We start from the raw sequence: 19,463 nt of genomic DNA, 5'->3' as shown, positions 1-19,463 counted from the left end.
TTGTGGGCGTGAGGTCAGGCACGCGGGCTCACCGGCCCGCGAGACCGCCCGGTGCGCCGCAGCCACAGCAGCCCCAGCACGGGAAGCACGAGCGGCAGGAACAGGTAGCCCTGCCCGTACAGCGACCACACGGTCGCGTCGGGGAAGTCGCCGGCGTCGACGACGGTCAGGGTGCCGACGGACAGCACACCGACCAGCTCGACCGAGCAGGCGACCAGGGCCAGGCGCCACCAGTCCCTAGCCAGGGCGAGCGTCGCGACGATGTACACCACGGCGGCGAAGGCGCTCAGGCCGTACGCGAGCGGCGCCTCCGAGGCCCCGGTGGCCAGCTGGACCCCGGAGCGACCCGTCGCGCCGATGGCGAGGATCGCGTACGCCGCCACGAGCAGACGGCCGGGGCCGTGGGAGGTGTCCGCCGCCCGCTCAGCCACGGACGGACCACACGTCGAGCGCCCGGACCAGCAGGAACGGCACCGTCAGCGCCGCCACGAGCAGCACCAGCGTCCCCGAGCGCGTCCGCTCCGCGGCCGCCCACAGCAGCGCGACCGGGACAGCCGCGGCCGCCGCGGCGAGGTACGCCAGGTAGGTGACCACCGTGCCCGCCCCACCGGTGCGCTCGGCCGTCACGACCTCGGCGACACCGAAGCCGAGCACCACCACCAGCGCGAGGGTCGTCGCACCCGCCACCAGCAGGAAGAGACGCCCCGGGGCGGTGTCGCGCACCAGCCCCACCACGGCGATCAGCAGCATCAGTCCGCAGCCGATCGCGGCAGCCGTGACCGGGACGATCATGCGGGCCCTCCAGCGGTTCTCATGCCCACAACTGACCTTCGAGACGGTCCTCGGCCTCGTCGATCGTGCCCTCGTACGCGCCGGTCGAGAGGTACTTCCAGCCGCCGTCGCACACGATGAACGCGATGTCGGCGCGCTCGCCCGCCGTGACCGACTTGGCCGCCTGGCCCAGCGCGGCGTGCAGGATCGCACCCGTGGAGATGCCGGCGAAGATGCCCTCGCTCTCCAGCAGCTCACGCACCCGACGCACCGCGTCGCGCGGGCCCACCGAGAAGCGCGCGTCGATGAGCGAGGCGTCGTACAGCTCGGGGACGAAGCCCTCGTCGAGGTTCCGCAGGCCGTACACGAGCTCGCCGTAGCGCGGCTCGGCCGCGACGATGCGCACCTCGGGCTTGTGCTCGCGGAAGAAGCGCCCGGTGCCCATCAGCGTGCCGGTGGTGCCGAGCCCGGCGACGAAGTGCGTGACGCTCGGCAGGTCCTCGAGGATCTCCGGCCCCGTGCCGTCGTAGTGCGCCTGGGCGTTGGCGGGGTTGCCGTACTGGTAGAGCATCACCCAGTCGGGGTGCTCCTCGGCCTGCCGCTTCGCGACGCGCACGGCCTCGTTCGAGCCGCCCGCCGCCGGTGAGGACACGATCTCCGCCCCCCACATGCGCAGCAGCTGGCGGCGCTCCTCGGAGGTGTTCTCCGGCATCACGCACACCAGCCGGTAGCCCTTGAGCTTCGCCGCCATCGCGAGGGAGATGCCGGTGTTGCCGCTGGTGGGCTCCAGGATCGTGCAGCCGGGCCGCAGCAGCCCGTCCTTCTCGGCCGCCTCGATCATGCCGAGCGCGGCGCGGTCCTTGATCGACCCGGTGGGCTGTCGGTCCTCGAGCTTCGCCCACAGTCGTACGTCGGGGGACGGCGACAGGGCCGGCAGGCCCACCAGCGGGGTCCTGCCGACCGAGTCGATCAGGTTGTCGAAGCGCACGGTCGAGGCGGTGTGGTCTGCCCGGCGCGGCTCAGCAGGCGCCGCCGGCGACCGCCGGCAGCATGACGACCTGGTCGCCGTCGGAGACCGAGGTCTCGAGCCCGCCGGTGAAGCGCACGTCCTCGTCGTTGACGTAGACGTTGACGAAGCGGCGGATGTCGCCGTCGTCGACGAGCCGGTTCTTGATGCCGGAGTAGTTCGCCTCGAGGTCGTCGATGACCTCGGCCAGCGTGCCTCCCTGGGCCTGCACCGACTTCTCGCCGTCGGTGTAGGTGCGCAGGATGGTCGGGATCCGTACCTCGACTGCCATGGTGCTTCCTCTGCTCGGTTGCTGGTGCGGTTGCGGGGCCAGCGTCTCAGCCGGCCGGGGCGTCGACGACGCTGACCTCTTCCTCGGTGACCTCGCCGTCGACGATCCTGTACGACCTGAACTCGACGTCACCCTCGTTGTTCCCGTGCTCGCGTGTGCTGACCAGCACGTAGTGGGCGTGCGGCTCCTGGGCGAGCCCGATGTCGGTGCGGCTGGGGTACGCCTCGGTCGCCGTGTGGGAGTGGTACACCACGACCGGCTCCTCGTCGTTCGCGTCCATCTGCTTGTAGAGGGCCAGCAGCTCGGTGGAGTCGAACTCGTAGAAGGTCGGCGAGCCGGCGGCGTTGACCATCGGGACGAACCGCTCGGGACGGTCGGAGCCCTCGGGTCCGACGACGACGCCGCACGCCTCGTCGGGGTGGTCACGCTTGGCGTGGGCGATGATCGCCTCGACGATCTCGCGGCTGATGCTGAGCACGGCCCGAGCGTAGTCGGGCCGCAGGGGCCTGCCGGACGCGTCCCGGGGAGTGGGCAGCCACACTGCTGCCATGACCGGTCCGTCCGTCCACGTCGCCGCCCTCATCGACCTCGACGCCCCCACCTGGCACGACCTCGCGCGGCTGCGGGTCGACGTGTTCGTCGTCGAGCAGCAGTGTGCGTACGCCGAGCTCGACGGCCGCGACGCCGAGCCGACCGCGCGGCACCTGTGGACCGCGGACGAGCGGGGACCGAGCGCCTACCTGCGGCTGCTCACCGAACCGGACGGGACGCGACGCATCGGGAGGGTCTGCACCGCCGGGCGGGCAAGGGGCCGGGGCCTGTCGGCTGCCCTCGTACGCCGGGCGCTCGACGTCTGCGGGGACGGCACGACGGTCGTGCTGGACGCCCAGTCGCACCTGCGTGCCTGGTACGAGCGGCTCGGGTTCGCCGTCGACGGCGCGGAGTTCGTCGAGGACGGGATCCCCCACGTGCCGATGCGGGGTCGTGGCACCGCGGGGTCGGCCGAGCACGAGGGCCCTCGGTCATGACTCAGCCCCACCGGTGCATCCGGCACCCTGTGCCGACAGCGGAGCTGCCGTCCGCACCGGTCAGGCGGTGACGGCGCGGACCAGCGTCTCCTGCAGCTCCCCGACCCACTCGTAGATGTCGTGCACGTGGGACCGCGGGTCGTCCTCCGGCAGCGTCCACCAGAACTCCTCGTCGCCCTCCTCGACCCCGAGGCGGGTCGCGAGCGCCAGGCGCACGTCCGTGAAGACCTTCATCCACGTACGAGCCGCCGCGAGGTCGAGCTCGACCTCCACCTCGACCTGGCCCTCCTCGGGGAGCTGGTCGGGCAGTCCTGCCTCGACGAGCGCGTCGATCACCGTCCCGGCTGCGGTCGCCTTGGCCGAGCGCAGGGACCCCTCGGTGAAGCGACGGAACTCCCCGGCCGCCTCCTCGTCGTCGCGGTAGGCGCTGGGGAAGAGTCGGGCCAGCACCGGGTCGTCGGGCTCGGTGGTCGGCCCGGTGAAGTCGAACATCGCCTCGAGCGGGTCGTCGCTGGAGGGTTGGGCCTCCTCGCTGCGCAGCAGCTCGACCAGCTGCGAGGCCAGGGAGCGCAGCAGGTCGGCCTCGAACCCCGTCAGGGTCACCACCACGGTGCCGCTGCGGCGCCTGCGACGGAACCCGGTCGTCATGCGTCCGCCTTCTGCAGGGTCGCCCACAAGCCGTAGCCGTGCATCGCCTGCACGTCGCGCTCCATCTCCTCGCGCGTGCCCGAGGAGACCGCCGACCGGCCCTCCTCGTGCACCTCCATCATCAGCTTCTCGGCCTTCTTGCGCGGGTGCTTGAAGTAGTCCTGGAAGACGAACACGACGTAGGACATCAGGTTGACCGGGTCGTTCCACACGACGGTGATCCACGGGTTCTGCGCGGCCGGCGTCTCCTCGGCGACGCTCTCGAGCTCCTGGTCGGGTTCGACCTCAGCAGGAGCCGCGGTGTCCAGGACGGTCAGGGCAGGCACGTGCGCATTGTGCCTGGTCGCCGGTGGGATCGCCCAGGCTGGGAAGGCTCGCGCCCGTGACCTCCTCCGCCCTGCTCACCGACCACTACGAGCTCACGATGCTGCAGGCCGCCCTCGAGAGCGGCACCGCGCAGCGTCGGTGCGTCTTCGAGCTCTTCGCGCGACGTCTGCCGAGCGGTCGGCGCTACGGGGTGGTCGCGGGCACCGGGCGCGCGCTCGAGACGCTGCGGAGGTTCCGCTTCGACGACGACGTGCTCGGCGCACTGGACCGGCACGGGGTCGTCGACGACAGGACCCTGCAGCACCTGGCGGCGTGGCGCTTCACCGGCGACATCGACGGCTACGCCGAGGGCGACATCTACTTCCCCGACTCCCCCGTGCTCACCGTGGAGGCCACCTTCGCCGAGGGCGTCCTGCTGGAGACGCTGTTGCTCAGCATCCTCAACCACGACGCCGCCATCGCCTCCGCGGCCTCGCGGATGACGAGCGCGGCCGGCGGCCCGGACGGGCGGCCCTGCATCGAGATGGGCTCCCGGCGTACGCACGAGGAGGCAGCCGTCGCGGCGGCGCGGGCGGCGTACGTCGCGGGCTTCGCGACCACCTCGAACCTCGCCGCGGGCGCGCGGCACGGGGTGCCGACCGCGGGCACCAGCGCGCACTCCTTCACCCTGCTGCACGACTCCGAGCGCGACGCGTTCACCGCGCAGGTGGACGCCCTCGGCGTCGGCACGACGCTGCTCGTCGACACCTACGACGTCGCCGAGGCGGTCGCCCTGGGCGTGGAGGTGGCCGGCCCCGGACTCGGCGCCGTCCGCCTCGACTCCGGCGACCTCGGCGAGCTCGCGCACGAGGTCCGTGCCCAGCTGGACCGGCTGGGCGCCCACGACACCCGCATCGTGGTCACCTCCGACCTCGACGAGCACGCGATCGCCGCCCTCGCGGGCGCGCCGGTCGACGCGTACGGGGTCGGCACCCAGCTGGTCGTCGGTTCGGGCCACCCCACCAGCGGCTTCGTCTACAAGCTGGTGGCCCGCGAGGGTGCCGGCGGCGACCTCGAGCCGGTCGCGAAGGACAGCGCCGCCAAGGCGACCGTCGGCGGGCGCAAGACGGCCGTGCGCCGGCACGACCGTGCCGGCACCGCGACCGAGGAGGTGGTGAGCGTCGAGGAGGTGGAGCCCCGCGACGGCGACCGCGTCCTGCAGGTGCCGCTGGTGCGCGGTGGCGAGGTCGTGGGCGACGAACCGCTGCAGGCCGCCCGCGACCGTCACGCCCGGTGCAGGTCGGACCTGCCGCGCGCCGCACGTCGACTCAGCCGGGGCGAGCCGTGCCTCCCGACCGTGTCCTCGTGACCCTCCTCGTTGGCATGTGAGCCGCGTCACGGCTAGGTTGCCGGGACCCGCCGCTCCCCACCCCGGAGGTCGACCCGTGACCCTCATGCCACCCATGGTCGAGAAGCTCGCCGAGCTCGCCCGCACCCGCGCCGACCACGTCGCCCTGCAGGGCGCGGCGCGGACGTTGACGTACGCGGACCTCGAGCGCAACGGCAACCGGGTGGCCAACCAGCTGCTCGCAGCCGGTGTCGGGGAGGAGGGACGGGTGGCCTACCTCGACCTCAACAACCCCGAGTTCTTCGAGATCTCGCACGCTTGCGCCAAGATCGGGGCCGCGATCGTCCCGCTGAACTTCCGGCTGACCCCCGGTGAGATGGGCCAGATCGTCGCCGACTCCACGGCCCGCGTGCTCGTCGTCGGCCAGGCGTTCGCGCAGGCGGTGCCGATGATCCGGGAGGCCGCGCCGGAGCTGACGACCGTGCTCACGGTGGGCGAGGAGTACGACGCCTGGCTCGAGGCCGGCGACGACACCGACCCGGGCCGGGTCTCCGGCGAGGACGACGTGGTGCTGCAGCTCTACACCTCGGGCACGACCGGACTGCCCAAGGGCGTGATGATCACCAACGCGAACTGCGCGCGGCTCTACGACATCGCCGCCTCCTGGGACGTCGACGCCGACTCCCGTTGCCTCGTCGCCATGCCGCTGTTCCACATCGGCGGGTCGGGGTGGGCGATGTGCGGGCTGGCGAACGGCGCGACCGACGTGCTCGTGCCGATGCCGGACCCCGCGGCACTCATCGACACCATCGAGCGGGAGAAGCTCACCAACGCGTTCCTGGTTCCTGCGTTCCTGCAGATGATGTGCGCCGTCGACGGGGCGGCGGACCGGGACTACTCCTCGATGCGCTCCATCGCCTACGGCGCCTCCCCCATCACCTCCTCGGTGCTGCAGGCCTCGCTCGACACGTTCAAGGCCCCGCTGTTCCAGGTCTACGGCCTCACCGAGACCACCGGGGCCATCACCGAGCTGTCCGCCGAGGACCACGACCCGGGCGGCCCCCGGGCCCACCTCATGCGCAGCGCCGGCAAGCCGTACCCCTGGGTCGAGATCCGCTGCGTCGACCCCGCCACCGGCGAGGCCCAGCCGACGGGCGAGGTGGGTGAGGTGCTGATCCGCTCGGTGCAGAACGCGAAGGGCTACTGGGGCATGCCGGACAAGACGGCGGAGGCCTTCGACGCCGACGGCTGGCTGCACACCGGCGACGCCGGCTATCTCGACGACGACGGCTTCCTGTTCCTCACCGACCGCATCAAGGACATGATCGTCACCGGCGCCGAGAACGTGTACCCGATCGAGGTCGAGGACGTCCTGTCCCAGCACGACGCCGTCGCCGACGTCGCGGTGATCGGCGTGCCCCACGACAAGTGGGGCGAGGCCGTGCACGCGGTCGTGGTCCGGGCCCCGGGCAGCGAAACGACCGAGGAGGAGCTGGTCGAGTGGACCCGCGACCGCATCGCCGGGTTCAAGCGTCCCAAGTCGGTCAGCTTCGCCACCGAGCTGCCCCGCAACCCCACGGGCAAGCTGCTCAAGCGGGTGCTGCGCGAACCGTTCTGGGACGCCTCGGACCGCAGCATCAACTGAGCCGGGTCGGGTAGGCCCTGGCCATGAGCAGTGCAGTCACCGGACGGGGCCTCGTGGTCGTCGACGTGCAGAACGACTTCTGCGAGGGCGGGTCGATGGGCGTCACGGGGGGCGCCGCGGTCGCCGAGGGCGTCGCCGCGCTCCTCGCGGCGCGCGAGCAGGGCGCGGACGCGGACGCGGACGGACGCAGCACGGCGTACGACGTCGTCGTCGCGACCCGCGACCACCACGTCGACCCCGGCTCCCACTGGTCGGAGAACCCGGACTTCGAGCACTCCTGGCCCAAGCACTGCGAGGTGGGCACCGAGGGTGAGCGGTTCCATCCCGCGCTGGGCGCCGAGGACTTCGACGCGGTCTTCGTCAAGGGCGAGTACGAGGCGGCCTACTCCGGCTTCGAGGGCACGCAGGTCGACTCGGGACGGCCGCTGGCGAGCTGGCTGCGCGAGCACGGCATCAGCCACGTCGACGTGTGCGGCATCGCCACGGACTACTGCGTACGCGCCACCGCTCTCGACGCCGCGAAGGAGGGGTTCGACGTGACGGTCCTCGAGAGCCTGGTCGCCGGCGTCGCCCCCACCACCACCGAGGCGGCCTGGGGCGAGTTCGCCGACGCCGGCGTGCGCCGAGGCTGACCCGCGGGCCGGTGCGCGCTCAGCTGCCGCCGAAGGCCGGCCGGCGCTTGCCGGTGAAGGCGGCGACCCCCTCGGCGAAGTCGTCGGTGCGCATCAGCACGACCTGGCCGGAGCGCTCCCGCTCGAGGGCGGCGTTCAGCTCCGGCACGGCGGCGGCGTTGACCGCCTTCTTGGTGGCGGCGAGCGACAGCGGCGGACCGGCGGCGAGCTTCGCGAGCACCGTGTCCAGCGTCGACGCGTAGTCCGTGTCGGGCACGCAGTGGCTCACCAGGCCCGCGTCGTACGCCTCGCGGGCACTCAGCATCTCGCTGAGCAGAGCCATGCGCATCGCGCGCGCCCGCCCCATGGCCGCGGGGACCGTCGCCGAGGTGCCGCCGTCGGGCATCAGACCGATCGCCGCGAACCCCATCACCAGCCCTGCGGACTCGGTGCAGACCTGCAGGTCGCACGCCAGGGCCAGGGCGGTCCCGACACCTGCGGCGACACCGTTGACACCCGCCACGACCGGCTTGTCGCAACCGACCACGGCGCGGATGAGGCGGTTCGCGTGCTCCATGGTCGAGTCGTCGAACGCGGCGGTCCCACCCGGGGCCGCCAGGTCGGCGCCGGCACTGAAGGCGGGCCCGGACCCGGTCAGCAGCACCACGCGTACGTCGTCCCGCGCGGTGGCCGCCTCGAGCTCGCCGGCGACGGTGTCGTTGAGGTCCGGGGAGAAGGCGTTCATCACCTCCGGGCGGTTCATCGTCAGTCGCAGGATCCCGTCGGCGTGGTCGATGAGCACCGGTGCGTCGTGGTTCGTCATGCACCGATCCAAGGCACCACGGGTCCGACGGTCAACACCGCGCCGCGACCAGCGTGTCGACGACGGCGACATCGAGGCGTCGGACGCACCACACGCCCTCGTCCGCATCGGTAGCGTGGCGGGGCATGAGCGACGCACCACGCACCAGTCCCTGGGACGGCTTCGAGCACCGACGTCGGACCGCGCCCGGTCCGCGGCCCGCCGAGGTCGGCGCCTGGCTCGTCACCGACGCGGACCTCCCGGACCTCGACGCGGGCTGGGCGGACGAGCCCCTCCACGTCCGCGTGGACCGGGGAGCCGGCGACGTCTCACCCGCCCTCGCGTGGGCCGCCCGGGGCCCCGCGACACCCCGCTGGCTCGGGCTCGCGCTGCGCGACGAGATCGACACCGACGTCAACGTGCGACGGGTGGTCGCGGCGCTCGACGACGCCCGCGCGCAGGGCGTCGCACCCGACGACCCCGACGAGCTCTCGCTGGTGCTGACCCTGCCCTCGTACCCGGGCCCGGCCGGCGCGGGTCTGCCGGCCGCACTGCTCCGGGGTCTCGACGAGATCGCGGCGGCGGAAGCGGTGCTGGCCGTCCCCTGCGACACGGACCCGCGGTTCGTCGCCGACCTGGTGGAGGCCGCCCTGGACCGGGAGGTCGCGATGGTCGCGGCCCGCGTCGACGGCCCGACGTCGCGCCAGCACGCCGTCGGGTGGCGCAACCTCCTCGCCGGGGTGCGGGCGAGCCTCGACGGCGAGCCCGCGGAGCCGGTGCTGGTCGACCCGGCGGCGGCCGAGGTCGACGACGACACCGTGAGGCGTACGCGTCGTTGGCTCCGCGCGGCCGTGGTCGGCTGACTCCTTACACACCCAGGGCGAGCCGGGACCCCAGGAAGGCGAGCTGACGCTCGAGCACGTCGCCGAAGACGGAGCCGGGCGCGTCGGCGTAGAGCGCGAAGTGCGAGCAGTCGTACGCCGCGACCTCGGAGCGCGCCATGGCCCTCGCGGCCTCACGCACCGAGGACGGCGGCGCGATCTCGTCCCGCTCGGCGATCACCAGCAGGGCCGGGCAGCGCACCTGCGCCGCGACCGTCACCGGGCGGTTGCGCGGGATGCGCAGCAGCCCGCGCGCACACAGCTCGTTGCGGAACGTCGGCCCCAGGATCGGCGCGAGCGCGCGTGCGCCGCCCGGCGCCGTCATCAGGGCGGCCTCACCGGGGTTCCCGAAGACGGCCAGGTGCACCGGTCGGCGCCCCGTCACGGAGGCAAGGAGGTCACGCGCGACCGCCGAGGCGATCCGGGCGGCACGGCGCGCGCTCGAGGCGCTCCCCGGGGCACCGCCCTCGTCGTCGCGCGAGGAGGACCCGCGGCCGGTGCCCAGCAGGATCGCACGGCCGTCGACCGCGGCCCCCTGGCTGACCACCGCGGCCACGCGGGGGTCGTCCGCGGCGACGGCCAGCACGTGGCCGCCCGAGTACGACGTGCCCCACAGCACGATGCGCTCGGGGTCGACCCCGTCGAGGCGCCGGGCCTCGGCGACCGCGGCGGTGTAGTCCTCGCGGTGCCGGCGGTGGTCGACGTCCTGCCTCGGGGTGCCCCCGGAGGTACCGAAACCTCGGTAGTCGAAGACCAGCACGTCGCACCCGGCCGCGGCGAAGGCGGCGGCGTACGCGGCCAGGCCGCCGTCACGGGTGCACCCGAAGCCGTGCGCCATGACCACGCACGGCCGCCCACCGGGCCCCAGCAGGTCGTCGTTGCCCGCGCGCCAACGGTCCGCCCCCAGGAGCACGCCGTGGCTGGGGACCGGGTGGGGCGAGGGTGACCGGTCGGCGGGCGGGTCCTGGCGCATCGCCCGATCCTCGCACCACCGGCCGCCCACGCGTGAGACTCGTCGCACCGTCCCGAAAGATGCGACTAAAACCGTTGCCCTCGGCAACAATGAGAGGCGTCGACCCGAGGAGTGCCCCATGAGCCTGACCCGTCCCCGTCACGTCACCCGCGAGGAGCGTCTCGCGAAGGCCGCCCCCGACGCCGAGGGCCACTTCAGCCACCGTCAGGTGCTGACGATCGTCTCGGGACTCATGGTGGGCATGTTCCTCGCCGCGCTCGACCAGACCGTGGTCTCCACCGCGATCCGCACCATCGCCGACGACCTCCAGGGCTACGACCTCCAGGCGTGGGCGACCACGGCCTTCCTCATCACCTCGACCATCTCGACGCCGCTCTACGGCAAGCTCTCCGACCTCTACGGTCGACGGCCCTTCTACCTCGCCGCCATCACGATCTTCGTGATCGGCTCGGCGCTGTGCGGCATCGCCGGCTCGATGTACGAGCTGGCGGTCTTCCGCGCCGTGCAGGGCATCGGCGCGGGCGGCCTGATGTCGCTGGCCCTGGCCATCATCGCCGACGTCGTCGCGCCCCGCGAGCGGGCGCGGTACCAGGGCTACTTCATGGCTGTCTTCGGCACCTCCAGCGTGCTCGGTCCCGTCATCGGCGGCTTCCTCGCCGGCCAGGCGTCGATCGTCGGACTCGCGGGCTGGCGCTGGATCTTCTGGATCAACGTGCCCCTCGGCCTGCTGGCCTTCGTCGTGGTGTCGCGGGTGCTGTACCTCCCCGCCGTGCGCCGCGCGGAGCACCGCATCGACTGGCCCGGCGCGCTGGCCATGATCACCTTCCTGGTCCCGGTGCTCGTCGTGGCAGAGCAGGGGCGTACGTGGGGTTGGCTCTCCGCGGCGGCCGTGACGTCGTACGTGATCGCCGCGGTGGGTCTGGCCGCCTTCGTCCGCATCGAGCTCGGCTACGGCGCCGACGCCCTGCTGCCGCTGGCGCTCTTCCGCAACCGCACCTTCGCGGTCGGTGCCCTGTCCAGCATCATCATCGGGATGGGCATGTTCGGCGCCTTGCTGCTGCTGCCGCAGTACCTGCAGGTCGTCAAGGGGTCCACCCCCACCGTGGCGGGTCTCCAGACGATCCCGCTGGTGCTCGGCATCATGACCGCGTCGCTGATCTCCGGTCAGTTCATCGCGCGCACGGGCACCTACCGCCCGCTGCCCATCGGCGGCGTCGTGCTCGTCGGCGGAGGCCTGACCGCCATGGCGCTGGTCGTCGAGCCGTCGACGTCGTGGTGGCTGCTGGCACCGATGATGCTCGCCGTCGGCCTCGGGCTCGGCTTCAACTTCCAGCCGATGGTGCTCGCCGTGCAGAACGCCGTGGACCCCCGGCAGATCGGCGTGGCCACCTCCTCGGTGACCTCGTTCCGTCAGCTGGGCGGCACGCTGGGTGCGGCAGCGTTCTTCTCCGTCCTCTTCACCCGTCTGCCCGGCGACATCTCCTCGGAGGTCGGCGCCGCCTCGCAGGCCGACCCCGCGCTCGCTCCCCGGTTGCAGGAGGTGGCGGGCCGGGCGACCGACCTCTCCGACACCTCGTTCCTCCAGCAGCTGCCCGACGGCGTGGCCGCGCCGTTCCTGGCCGGGTTCACCGATTCGCTCACCTTCGTGTTCGGCATCGCGGCGGCACTGATGATCCTCGCCCTCGTGGTGCTGGTCCGGCTGCCGGCGCTCGAGCTGCGGAGCGGCTCCGCGTCCCAGGCGCGTCAGGCGGCCGAGAGCGAGCAGTCCACCTCGGAGGGGGACCCCGTCGCCGAGCTCGGCGACCCCGCCGGCACCGTCGAGGACGCTCCCGACGAGCCCCTCGAGGACGCCGAGGCCCGGCGAGGCCAGGTCGCCGCCGGCGGGCCCAACGCCTGACCCACGGCGAGCCGGGCGGCCGGCCTCAGCCCGTGGACCCCTTCGCGGCCCACGCGCGGATGGTGTCGATGCGCTCCTTGAGCTGGTCCCCGGTGGCGACCGCGGCCGGCGGACCTCCGCAGGACTTGCGCAGGTTGTTGTGCGTCACGCCGTGCGGGGTCCCGGTGCGGTGGAACCACGCGGCCACGAGCCCGTTGAGCTCGCGGCGCATCACCGCCAGCTGCTCGTGCGTGGTGGACGCTCGCGTCGGCGCGTCCGGCGCGTCCGTCGTCGACCCGGCCGCGCCCGGGCGCCGGGCGCGCTGCGCCCGCTCCGCCTGACGTGAGTGCAGCAGCTCGCGCACCTGGTCGTGGTCGAGCAGGCCGGGGATGCCCAAGAAGTCCATCTCCTCCTCCGAGCCGACGCTGACCTCTCCCTCGTGACCCCACTCGCCGCCGTCGTAGAGCACCCGGTCGAAGGAGGCGTCCGAGCCCAGAGCCTCCCACTCGCCGAGCTGCTCCTCGGCCATCGCGGACTCCCCGGCCGCCGCGGCGGCCAACAGCTGCTCCTCGGCGGCGAAGATGTCGTCCTCGTCGCTCACCGGCCGCCCCAGCACGTGGTCGCGCTCGGCCTCGAGATCGCTGGCGAGGCCGAGGAGCCGAGGCACCGACGGCAGGAAGATCGAGGCGGTCTCGCCCCGCCGGCGGGCGCGGACGAAACGCCCCACGGCCTGGGCGAAGAACAACGGGGTCGCGGTCGTCGTCGCGTACACCCCGACAGCCAGACGCGGCACGTCGACGCCCTCGGAGACCATGCGCACCGCCACCATCCAGCGGGCGTCGGAGTCGGTGAAGGCCGAGATCTTCTTGGACGCGGCCTTCTCGTCGCTCAGGACGACCGCCGGCTTCTCGCCGCTCACCGCCGTGAGCAGCTTCGCGTACGCCCGGGCGGAGTCCTGGTCGGTGGCGATGACGAGCCCGCCGGCGTCCGGCACGTGGCGGCGCACCTCGGTCAGCCGCTTGTCGGCCGCCGCGAGCACCGAGGGCATCCACGACCCCTCGGGGTCCAGCGCCGTGCGCAGCGCCTGCTGGGTGACGTCCTTGGTCAGCGGCTCCCCGAGCCGTGCGGCCACCTCGTCGCCGGCCCGCGTACGCCACGTCATCTGCCCGGAGTAGGCCATGAAGAGCACCGGCCGCACGACGTGGTCGCGCAGGGCGTGCGCGTAGCCGTAGGTGTAGTCCGCCACCGACCGGTCAACGCCGTCCGCGCCAGGGGCGTAGGTGACGAACGGGATGGGGTTCACGTCGGACCGGAACGGCGTACCGGTGAGCGCCAGCCGCCGTACGGCCGGCTCGAACGCCTCGCGCACCGCCTCACCCCACGAGAGCGCGTCGCCGGCGTGGTGCACCTCGTCGAGGATGACCAGGGTCTTGGAGCGCTCGGTGCGGATGCGGTGGGCCAACGGGTTCACCGCCACGCCGGCGTAGGTCAGCGCGACGCCGACGAAGTCACGCGACTGCTTGCCGCTCCGCGTGCCGTACGCCGGGTCCAGCGGGATGCCGACGCGCTCGGCCGCCTCGGCCCACTGCGTCTTGAGGTGGTCCGTCGGCGCGACGACGGTGACGCGATCGACCACACGGCGGGCCAGCAGCTCCGAGGCGATGGTCAGGGCGAAGGTGGTCTTGCCCGCACCCGGCGTCGCGACCGCGAGGAAGTCGCGAGGCTGCGTCTCGGCGTACGCGGACACGGCTGCGGCCTGCCAGGCGCGCAGCGGCTGCGCGGTGCCCCAGGCGGCTCTCGCCGGGTAGGCCGGGGAGAGGTCGACGGGCGGGACCTGGCCGTCGTGGGAGGAATCCATGGAGGTGCGGTGGGGACCCTTCGGTCTCGCGGGTGCGTGGAGCGGAGAGGGCGGAGCCGACCTCAGGCGTCCTCGCCGGAGGGCATCGACTCCCAGATCTCCTTGCAGGTCGGGCAGACCGGGAACTTCTCCGGGTCGCGGCTCGGCACCCACTTCTTGCCGCAGAGCGCGGTCACGGGCGTGCCGGTGACCATCGCCTCCATCAGCTTGTCCTTCGGGGCGTAGTGCGCGAAGCGCTCGTGGTCTCCCTCGTCGTACGGCGCGAGGCGCTCGTCGCGGACGGTGTCCTCACGCGTGTCGGTCGCGACTCCGAATCCAGTGGCCATGCACCCAGGTTACCGGTGGCGCGGCGGTGCCGGGCGGGCGCCGAGGCGGGGCGGGCCGGTCAGTTGCGGCCCACGTCCGCAGGTCGTGACGCCAGCCACGAGAGTCGCCCGGGTTGGCGGGCGACGACCTGACGCCAGAGCGTCTGCGGCGCCGAGGAGAACGGGTCCTCCTGCTCGCCGGGCAGCACGTACCAGGCGCCCTCGGCGACCTCGTGCTGCAGCTGGCCGGGGCCCCATCCGGCGTACCCGACGTACGCACGGATGCGCACCGACTCCCAGGCCGGGTCGAGCGCGCCCTCCCCGGACTCGGCGAGGCCGATCAGGTCGGCCATGCCGGTCCCCGGCAGCACCTGCTGGAGCCGGTCACCGCGAGGGCCCCAGCCGGGCCGCCACTCCACGAGCGCGAGCAGGCGGGTGCGGTCGACGGGGCCTCCCTCCATGACAGGAGTGCTTCGCACGGCGCCCGCTGCGGGGCCGAAGCCGTCGAAGTCGGCCATCGGCGTCGCCTCGCCGAGGTGCGCTCCGGTGGGACGGTTCAGCACGACCCCGAGCGCGCCCTCGTCGTCGATGTCGAGCAGGAGTACGACGGAGCCGCGGAAGGTCGCCTCGGTCAGGCTCGGCCCGGCCAGGAGCAGCATGCCCGCCGCGAGCGCGAACCCGGTCACGGGGTCGGTGCCGGTCGCCACCGCTCCACTGTGGCACGCGGACGGCGAACGGCCCCGGGTCGAGTCGGTGCGACTCGTCCCGGGGCCGTCGGGCCGACAGGCCCTCGCCGCGGATCGACCGGTCAGCCGGTCAGGCGACCAGCTGACGCACGCGGTCGACGATCTCGGTCATGCCGTGGCGTACGCCCCGCTGCCGCACCAGGTTGTCCTGGGCACGGGCGTCCGAGGCGACGGCCAGCGTGCGTGCACGCTGCTCCAGTCGTGCTCCGACGGTGGCGGCCTGCGGGTCGTGGAGACCCGCGAGACCGGCCATCACGGCCAGCATCGCGTGCTCCTTGGCCGCCGCGCGGCGCGTGGCCTCGGCCATCGACCCGTCGACGGGGTGCGTCAGGCCGTTGTCGAGGGCCGCACGGACGCCGGGGTGGGCGGCGCGGGCGCGCGCCCACGCGGTGACGACCGCGTCGGCCTGGTCCAGCGGCCGGGCGCTCAGCTCCCGCTCGATGAGTCCGGACAGGGTGGCGTACCAGCGCAGCTGCAGCGCGCCGAGCATGGTCGTCGGGTCGGGGAAGTGCTCGGAAACGCCGGCGAGGTGCATCGGCAGGGTGCCGTCGCGGCGGTCGTCGAGCTCACGGGTGACGCGGCGAAGGACGTCTTCGCGGGTGTGGGTCTGTCCCATGGTGGTCTCCTTCAGTTGACGTACTGTGAGTACGTACTTTCAGTATGCCAGAGACCTGAGGTATGAAACCGACTCCAGGTAGAGACGCGGGTCACGGCACATGAGACGCTCGGCACTAGGCTGAACCGATGAGCAAGAGCGCGAAGGCCCAACGCCTCCTCAAGCAGGTGGCCTCCGCCCCCACCTCACGTCGCGCGCAGTACAGCCGCTCCACCCGCGAGGCCCTGCTCGAGGCCGCCGAGGACCTGTTCACCGCCGAGGGATACAGCGGCACCAGCCTGGACGCCGTCGTCGCGCAGGCCCGCGTGACCAAGGGAGCGCTCTACCACCACTACAGCGGCAAGCAGGGGCTGTTCGAGGCTGCCTTCGCGCGACAGGAGGAACGCGCCAGCGAGCTGGTGCAGCACGCGGTCGACGAGGTCGAGGACCCCTGGGACAAGGCCGGCGTCGGCCTGCGGGCGTTCCTGGAGGCCTGCCGTGATCCTGCCTACCGGCGGATCGTCGTGCAGGAGGGGCCGGCGGTGCTCGGCTACGAGCGCTTCCGCGACCGCGAACGGCTCTCGGCGTACGCGATCGTGCACGACATCGTCGACGCCGTCATGACCTCCGCGGAACTCGACATCGGGCCCGAGATGGTCGACACCTTCACGCGCGTCTTCCACGGCGCCGTGACCGCGGCCGCCGAGACCGTCGTCGACGACCCGGACCCCGTGGCCGCAGGCGCGCGCGTCGACGCGGCCATCGGCTTCATGCTGATGGGCATGAAGGAGGTCGCCGCCTCCGAGGAGGCCGCGCGGATGGCGACGCTCGCTCGTCAGCTCAGCGAGCCGACCAGCTGACCGCTCCGCCTCCCGAGGTCGGCACGAGCTCCACCCAGGTGCGCCCGGCCGGCACCGAGACCGCGCGACCCCGCCGGTCCTGCAGGCGCAACGGAGCACGCGGCGACGACTTCACCCAGGTCGCCCGCTGCAGTCGCCCGCCGTGGAAGACCACCGCGTCCCCCCGACCCACGAGCGGGGTCTCGGGCACCGGGTTGCCGGCGGGGTCGCGGTATCCCGCGTCGCCGAGTCGTACGCGGAGCGCCAGGATGGTGTCGGGCACGAACCGGTCTCCTGCCGCCTGGTAGCCGGACTGAGGCTGGTACTTGCCGCCGCGGTACTGCCACACGGTCGAGCGCGCGGCGGAGAAGGTCGCCACCACGCTGCGGGCCCGTGGGCCGGTGATCTCGGTGTTGCCCCACGGCAGGTAGGCCCGCGGCACGGCACGCTGTCGCTGCACCGAGCGCTGCAGGTCGGGCATGCGCACCATCAGGTTGTACGGCGAGACCCTGTCCCCGGCGCGGAAGAACCCCTGCGCGCTCTCGGTGCGGATCTTCACCCCTGCACGGTCGAAGCGGCGGATGGTCGGCGGGGCGCCCCCGGAGGCGACCACGACGGCGTCGCCGGCGGGGCGTACGAGAGGGAGGTCGGTCGCTCGCAGCGACCGCACGGGACCCACGACCTGCGGCAGCCTCTGGTAGTACAACGCGACCAGGCGGGTCTGCCCGCCCTCGACGATCTGCTCGATGACCATGTCCGCGGCACCGAGCCCGACCTGCGGCGCCGAGCTGGAGGTGTTGTCGACCTTCACCGCGAGCACGGGGCGCCGTGGCGCCATGCCCTTGGCCGGCCTGCCCGTCAGCGGCCAGCGCCCGAGCAGGTAGCGGCCGCCGACGGTCCGCAACGAGGCCTGGGCCTCCTGCGGCGTGGTCGACTCCGACGCGGGAGCCGTCTGCTCGGCGTCAGGCACCGACTCCTCGCCCCCGGTGGAGCAGGCGCTGAGCGCCAGCAGGAGGCCCGTTGCGGCAGCGAGGAGGCGGCGGGGCGGTCGGGCCGCGGACGAGGTCATGGCCACATGATGCGACAGGGCCGCTCCCCCGGTGGGGAGCGGCCCTGTCGTGTCCTGCCGGTGGGGTCTCAGCGCAGCGAGCCCGCGAACCAGGAATTGGTCCAGATCCGCTCGCGGCTGACACGCTTGGAGCCGTACGGAGCGTGCAGCACGTACTTGTTGCCCGCGCGACGGCCGGCGAAGATGCCGACGTGGTAGACGTCGCCGCCGCGGTGGAAGTACACGAAGTCGCCGCGGCGCACCTTGCGCTTGGGGATGCCGCGGAACTTGGCGGCCTGGGAGTCAGACGTACGCGGGACGTTGCGGAAGCCCGCCTTGCGGTAGCTGTAGTAGATGAGCCCGGAGCAGTCGAAGGCGTTCGGGCCCGCCGCGCCGTAGCGGTACGGGTCACCCTTCTGGGCCACCGCGATGCGCATGGCCTTGCGGATCTTCTCGATGCGCGGGCTGGCGGCCTCGGCAGCGGGGGCGGTGACGGTCAGGCCGGTGAACACCAGGGCCATGGCGACCAGGGGCAGCGCGACGACGCGGAGCGCACGACGGGCCGTGGAGTGAGCATGAGCGGACACGGGTCGGTTCCTCTCCCACGCCTGTGAGGTCAGCTGTCGGGTTGGAGCCGGAAAGGTGCTCCGCCGCGCCTGGGCGCGGCTTCACCCCGAGCACCGCACGCGGGATGACTCCCGCGAGCGGAGCGGTGACGATGTGGGTCCCCCACTCCTGCCCCAGCGATGGTTCGACGACAGGTACCAGCTCAGGGTCGGGGCAGGACTCGGCGTGACCAGGCTGGGATGGAGTTGTGGGTCAGGCCGCGCAAGCGCCGCCGACGCGACCTCGGGCCCACGATGTGGAACCGCTTGAGGTCACGGAGAGACAACGTAGAGGTGTCTGTCCCGACTCGCAAACCGAGTCGAACCTGAGATGTGGATAAAAGCGCGGCGCGCCTCGCGCGACACGCCGTGCCGAGTCGTGATCAGCGCGTGATCCAGGCGTGACAAAGCCGCGGCCGCCGCGTCTGCGACATGTCGCAGTTCACGCGGTCGACCGCGGCTCTGTGTGAGCGCGGAGCAGCTGCGTCAGAGCTTGCCGCCGCCGTCGACGTACAACGTCTGACCCGTGATGTAAGAGGCCTCGTCGGAGGCGAAGAACGTCACCGCAGCCGCGATGTCGGCCGGCTCCCCGACCCGCCGCACAGGATTGTGCTCGGCGTTCATCGAGCGGAACTCCTCCACATCGATCCCCAGCCGCCGCGCGGTGTCATCGGTCATGTCGGTCGCGATGAACCCCGGCGCGACCGCGTTGACGTTGATGCCCCGCGGACCCAGCTCGATCGCCAGGGTGCGCGTGAAGGCCTGGATCCCCATCTTCGCCGCGGAGTAGTTCGCCTGACCCCGGTTGCCCATCGCCGAGGTCGAGGACAGGTTCACGATCTTGCCGTACTTCTGCTCACCCATCACCGCCTGCGCCGCCTTGGACATCAAGAACGCACCCTTCAGGTGCACCCCCATCACCGAGTCCCAGTCCTCCTCGGTCATCTTGAACAACAGGTTGTCGCGGGTGATCCCGGCGTTGTTGACCAGCACGTCCCACCCCCCGAGCTCAGCCACGACGCGGTCCGCCGCGGCCGAGACCGAGGCGGAGTCCGCGACATCGCACCCGATGCCCACGGCCTGGCTCGCACCCAGCCCCTGGGCGGTCTCGGAGGCCTGGGCCTCGTCGAGATCGAGGATGGCGACCTTCGCGCCCTCCTCGGCGAAACGCTTGGCGGTGCCGGCACCGATACCGCGTGCGGCACCGGTGACGACGACGACGCGACCGTCGAAACGACCCATGACAACTCCCTGTCCGTGGCTGAACGTGACTGTGCGTG

At 72.6% G+C, this 19,463-nt stretch carries 23 protein-coding genes; 7 read left to right on the top strand and 16 right to left on the bottom strand.

The annotated features are described in order from the left end of the window. Positions 1 to 14: 14 nt before the first annotated feature. The 5 genes from KLP28_10150 to KLP28_10130 are packed head-to-tail and all read right to left on the bottom strand — an operon-like array spanning position 15 to position 2,619. On the bottom strand, positions 15 to 431 hold the full coding sequence (locus tag KLP28_10150) for a hypothetical protein (GenBank protein QWC83984.1): 417 nt from the start codon (positions 429 to 431) through the stop codon (positions 15 to 17). Continuing rightward, entirely contained in the window at positions 424 to 792 is a 369-nt protein-coding gene (locus KLP28_10145; GenBank protein ID QWC83983.1) for a hypothetical protein, read from the bottom strand. The genes KLP28_10150 and KLP28_10145 overlap by 8 nt, the downstream gene beginning before the upstream one ends. A 19-nt stretch (positions 793 to 811) precedes the next feature. Next, positions 812 to 1,759: a cysteine synthase gene (locus KLP28_10140; protein QWC83982.1), complete on the bottom strand. Its 948-nt coding sequence runs from the start codon at positions 1,757 to 1,759 to the stop codon at positions 812 to 814. A 31-nt stretch (positions 1,760 to 1,790) separates the two neighbouring features. Next, positions 1,791 to 2,069: a MoaD/ThiS family protein gene (locus KLP28_10135; protein ID QWC83981.1), complete on the bottom strand. Its 279-nt coding sequence runs from the start codon at positions 2,067 to 2,069 to the stop codon at positions 1,791 to 1,793. Positions 2,070 to 2,115: 46 nt separating this feature from the next. Next, entirely contained in the window at positions 2,116 to 2,619 is a 504-nt protein-coding gene (locus tag KLP28_10130; GenBank protein QWC83980.1) for a M67 family metallopeptidase, read from the bottom strand. Between KLP28_10130 and KLP28_10125 the strand changes: the two genes are divergently transcribed. Beyond that, positions 2,618 to 3,097 carry a GNAT family N-acetyltransferase gene (locus tag KLP28_10125; protein QWC83979.1) on the top strand — a complete coding sequence of 160 codons (480 nt, stop codon included), beginning with the start codon at positions 2,618 to 2,620 and terminating at the stop codon, positions 3,095 to 3,097. The genes KLP28_10130 and KLP28_10125 overlap by 2 nt on opposite strands. 60 nt (positions 3,098 to 3,157) lie before the next feature. Here KLP28_10125 and KLP28_10120 read toward each other — a convergent pair whose 3' ends face one another. Next, entirely contained in the window at positions 3,158 to 3,745 is a 588-nt protein-coding gene (locus KLP28_10120) for a DUF2017 domain-containing protein (protein ID QWC83978.1), read from the bottom strand. Next, a complete protein-coding gene (gene clpS / locus KLP28_10115; protein ID QWC86914.1) occupies positions 3,742 to 4,053 on the bottom strand; it encodes an ATP-dependent Clp protease adapter ClpS in 312 nt (103 codons plus the stop codon). Before clpS ends, KLP28_10120 begins: the two co-directional genes overlap by 4 nt. Before the next feature lie 56 nt (positions 4,054 to 4,109). Here clpS and KLP28_10110 point away from each other — a divergent pair, with 56 nt between their 5' ends. The 3 genes from KLP28_10110 to KLP28_10100 all read left to right on the top strand — a co-directional run bounded on the left by KLP28_10110 (position 4,110) and on the right by KLP28_10100 (position 7,676). Beyond that, entirely contained in the window at positions 4,110 to 5,420 is a 1,311-nt protein-coding gene (locus KLP28_10110; protein QWC86913.1) for a nicotinate phosphoribosyltransferase, read from the top strand. 76 nt (positions 5,421 to 5,496) lie between these two features. Beyond that, positions 5,497 to 7,044, top strand: a complete 1,548-nt coding sequence (locus KLP28_10105; GenBank protein ID QWC83977.1) for a long-chain-fatty-acid--CoA ligase — start codon at positions 5,497 to 5,499, stop codon at positions 7,042 to 7,044. A gap of 23 nt (positions 7,045 to 7,067) precedes the next feature. Continuing rightward, positions 7,068 to 7,676, top strand: a complete 609-nt coding sequence (locus tag KLP28_10100; protein ID QWC83976.1) for an isochorismatase family protein — start codon at positions 7,068 to 7,070, stop codon at positions 7,674 to 7,676. 19 nt (positions 7,677 to 7,695) lie between these two features. Here the strand turns inward: KLP28_10100 and KLP28_10095 are convergent, their stop codons facing one another. After that, on the bottom strand, positions 7,696 to 8,478 hold the full coding sequence (locus tag KLP28_10095) for an enoyl-CoA hydratase/isomerase family protein (protein ID QWC83975.1): 783 nt from the start codon (positions 8,476 to 8,478) through the stop codon (positions 7,696 to 7,698). A gap of 125 nt (positions 8,479 to 8,603) precedes the next feature. On the opposite strand from KLP28_10095, the gene KLP28_10090 reads away from it, so the two are divergent. After that, positions 8,604 to 9,320 (top strand): hypothetical protein, encoded by a 717-nt coding sequence (locus KLP28_10090; GenBank protein ID QWC83974.1) that lies wholly within the window; start codon positions 8,604 to 8,606, stop codon positions 9,318 to 9,320. Positions 9,321 to 9,324: 4 nt separating this feature from the next. Here the strand turns inward: KLP28_10090 and KLP28_10085 are convergent, their stop codons facing one another. Further along, positions 9,325 to 10,311, bottom strand: a complete 987-nt coding sequence (locus KLP28_10085) for an alpha/beta hydrolase (GenBank protein ID QWC83973.1) — start codon at positions 10,309 to 10,311, stop codon at positions 9,325 to 9,327. Between the two features lie 118 nt (positions 10,312 to 10,429). On the opposite strand from KLP28_10085, the gene KLP28_10080 reads away from it, so the two are divergent. Further along, complete coding sequence (locus KLP28_10080; protein QWC83972.1) at positions 10,430 to 12,208, top strand: MFS transporter; 1,779 nt, start codon at positions 10,430 to 10,432, stop codon at positions 12,206 to 12,208. A 25-nt stretch (positions 12,209 to 12,233) separates the two neighbouring features. Here KLP28_10080 and KLP28_10075 read toward each other — a convergent pair whose 3' ends face one another. From KLP28_10075 to KLP28_10060, 4 genes are all read right to left on the bottom strand, one after another. After that, a complete protein-coding gene (locus tag KLP28_10075; GenBank protein ID QWC83971.1) occupies positions 12,234 to 14,045 on the bottom strand; it encodes a DEAD/DEAH box helicase in 1,812 nt (603 codons plus the stop codon). Positions 14,046 to 14,107: 62 nt separating this feature from the next. Continuing rightward, on the bottom strand, positions 14,108 to 14,371 hold the full coding sequence (locus KLP28_10070) for a DUF3039 domain-containing protein (protein ID QWC83970.1): 264 nt from the start codon (positions 14,369 to 14,371) through the stop codon (positions 14,108 to 14,110). A 59-nt stretch (positions 14,372 to 14,430) separates the two neighbouring features. Beyond that, positions 14,431 to 15,057 carry a YqgE/AlgH family protein gene (locus tag KLP28_10065; protein QWC83969.1) on the bottom strand — a complete coding sequence of 209 codons (627 nt, stop codon included), beginning with the start codon at positions 15,055 to 15,057 and terminating at the stop codon, positions 14,431 to 14,433. 109 nt (positions 15,058 to 15,166) lie between these two features. Continuing rightward, entirely contained in the window at positions 15,167 to 15,712 is a 546-nt protein-coding gene (locus KLP28_10060) for a hypothetical protein (protein ID QWC83968.1), read from the bottom strand. 128 nt (positions 15,713 to 15,840) lie between these two features. Between KLP28_10060 and KLP28_10055 the strand changes: the two genes are divergently transcribed. Beyond that, the gene (locus KLP28_10055) at positions 15,841 to 16,551 is read left to right on the top strand and encodes a TetR/AcrR family transcriptional regulator (GenBank protein ID QWC83967.1); all 711 of its coding nucleotides are present in this window, start codon (positions 15,841 to 15,843) and stop codon (positions 16,549 to 16,551) included. On the opposite strand, the gene KLP28_10050 is transcribed toward KLP28_10055, so the two are convergent. From KLP28_10050 to KLP28_10040, 3 genes are all read right to left on the bottom strand, one after another. Beyond that, complete coding sequence (locus KLP28_10050) at positions 16,532 to 17,599, bottom strand: DUF3048 domain-containing protein (protein ID QWC83966.1); 1,068 nt, start codon at positions 17,597 to 17,599, stop codon at positions 16,532 to 16,534. The two genes, KLP28_10055 and KLP28_10050, sit on opposite strands and share 20 nt — an antisense overlap. A gap of 68 nt (positions 17,600 to 17,667) precedes the next feature. Next, a complete protein-coding gene (locus tag KLP28_10045) occupies positions 17,668 to 18,165 on the bottom strand; it encodes a C40 family peptidase (GenBank protein QWC83965.1) in 498 nt (165 codons plus the stop codon). Between the two features lie 504 nt (positions 18,166 to 18,669). Next, positions 18,670 to 19,425: an SDR family oxidoreductase gene (locus KLP28_10040; GenBank protein ID QWC83964.1), complete on the bottom strand. Its 756-nt coding sequence runs from the start codon at positions 19,423 to 19,425 to the stop codon at positions 18,670 to 18,672. Positions 19,426 to 19,463: the final 38 nt, after the last annotated feature.

The sequence above is a fragment of the Nocardioidaceae bacterium genome (assembly GCA_018672315.1).
GTDB lineage: Bacteria > Actinomycetota > Actinomycetes > Propionibacteriales > Nocardioidaceae > TYQ2.
Note: the sequence above shows the minus strand (reverse complement) of the source record. Positions and strands in the feature narration are given on the sequence as shown.